Raw genomic sequence first — 1,831 nt, forward strand, 5'->3', positions numbered from 1 at the left:
GTTGCAGGTCGTGCTGTTCGACAAGCTCGACATGCCGAAGACGAAGAAGACGAAGACCGGGTACACCACCGACGCGGCCGCGCTCGAGTCGCTGTTCGAGAAGACCCAGCACCCGTTCCTCGAGCATCTGCTCGCGCATCGGGACGCCACCCGGCTCAAGGTGACGGTCGACGGCCTGCTCAAGTCCGTCGCCGACGACGGCCGCATCCACACCACCTTCAACCAGACCGTCGCCGCGACCGGGCGCCTGTCCTCGACCGAACCGAACCTGCAGAACATCCCGGTCCGCACCGACGCGGGCAGGCAGATCCGGGACGGTTTCGTCGTCGGCGCCGGATGTGAGTCGCTGATGACGGCCGATTACAGCCAGATCGAAATGCGGATCATGGCGCACCTGTCGAAGGACGAGGGCCTGATCGAGGCCTTCAACACCGGGGAGGACCTGCACAGTTTTGTCGGCTCCCGGGCGTTCGGGGTCCCGATCGAGGAGGTCACCGCGGAGCTGCGGCGTCGGGTGAAGGCGATGTCGTACGGGTTGGCCTACGGGCTGAGCGCATACGGGCTCGCCGCCCAACTGAAGATTTCCACCGAGGAGGCGAAGGAGCAGATGGACGCCTACTTCGCCCGCTTCGGTGGGGTGCGCGACTACCTGCACCAGGTGGTCGAGCAGGCCCGCAAGGACGGCTACACCTCCACCCTGTTCGGTCGCCGCCGCTACCTGCCGGACCTGAACTCGGACAACCGGCAGCGCCGCGAGGTCGCCGAACGTGCCGCGCTCAACGCGCCGATCCAGGGCACCGCCGCCGACATCATCAAGGTCGCGATGATCGACGTGCAGGCCGGACTGGCGGACGCGGGCCTGCGCTCCCGGATGCTGCTGCAGGTGCACGACGAACTGGTGCTCGAGGTCGCGTCGGGGGAGCGGGACGCGGTGGAGGCATTGGTCCGCGAGAAGATGGCCGGCGCCATCGAACTGTCCGTGACACTCGACGTCTCGGTCGGGGTCGGCCGCAGCTGGGACGCGGCGGCGCACTGAGATGGGTGTCCTGGTCTGTTTCCACGCGCACCCCGACGACGAGGTGTTCGTCACCGGCGGGGTGATCCGGCAGGCATCCGATGCGGGGCACCGCGTCGTGCTGGTCACCGCGACCGACGGCGCGCTCGGGGAGGTCCCCGACGGGCTGCTCGGCACCGGGGAGAGCCTCGCACAGCGGCGGCGCGCCGAACTGGACGTGTCCGCCGCCGCGCTCGGGGTACACCGGGTGGTGCCGCTGCACTACCGGGACTCCGGCATGGCGGGCACCGCCGACAACACCCACCCCGACGCGTTCTGCAACGCCGACGTCGAGGCGGCGGCGTCGCGGCTCGCGGACGTGCTCACCGAGGAATCCGCGGACGTTGTCACCATCTACGACACGAACGGCGGCTACGGGCATCCCGACCACATCCAGGTGCACCGGGTCGGGATCCGCGCCACCGACCTCGCCGGGGTGGAGCGGGTGTATGAGGCCGCCGTCAACCGGGACCACATGAAGCGGATGATCGCCGCGAACCCGGCCTGGTCGGACGAGGCGCAGCCGCCGGACCTCGACAGTTTCGGTCTGCCCGAGGCGCAGATCACCACCACCGTCGACGTGTCCGCGCAGATCGAGGCGAAGCGGGCCGCGATGGTCGCGCACGCCACCCAGGTCGGCGACTTCGGCCCCTTCCTCGGCATGCCCGTCGAGCAGCTGCGGGCCGCGTTCGGCGTCGAATGGTTCCGCCGCCGCGGCATGCCCGCGGGATACCGGGAGTCGGCACTGGCACTCTGACGGACGCGCGGGACCGGCCC

General features: G+C 69.8%; 2 protein-coding genes. Both read left to right on the forward strand.

Annotated features, from left to right (window positions below; genetic code table 11):
* Nucleotides 1-1,036, forward strand: a 1,036-nt coding sequence (locus tag ACWF62_RS19440) for a DNA polymerase (RefSeq protein WP_452631058.1), incomplete at its 5' end; no start/stop codon positions are given.
* A gap of 1 nt (nt 1,037) precedes the next feature.
* Complete coding sequence (locus ACWF62_RS19445; protein ID WP_378507800.1) at nt 1,038-1,811, forward strand: PIG-L family deacetylase; 774 nt, start codon at nt 1,038-1,040, stop codon at nt 1,809-1,811.
* The last annotated feature ends 20 nt before the right edge of the window (nt 1,812-1,831 follow it).

The organism is Rhodococcus sp. NPDC054953 (genome assembly GCF_053609225.1).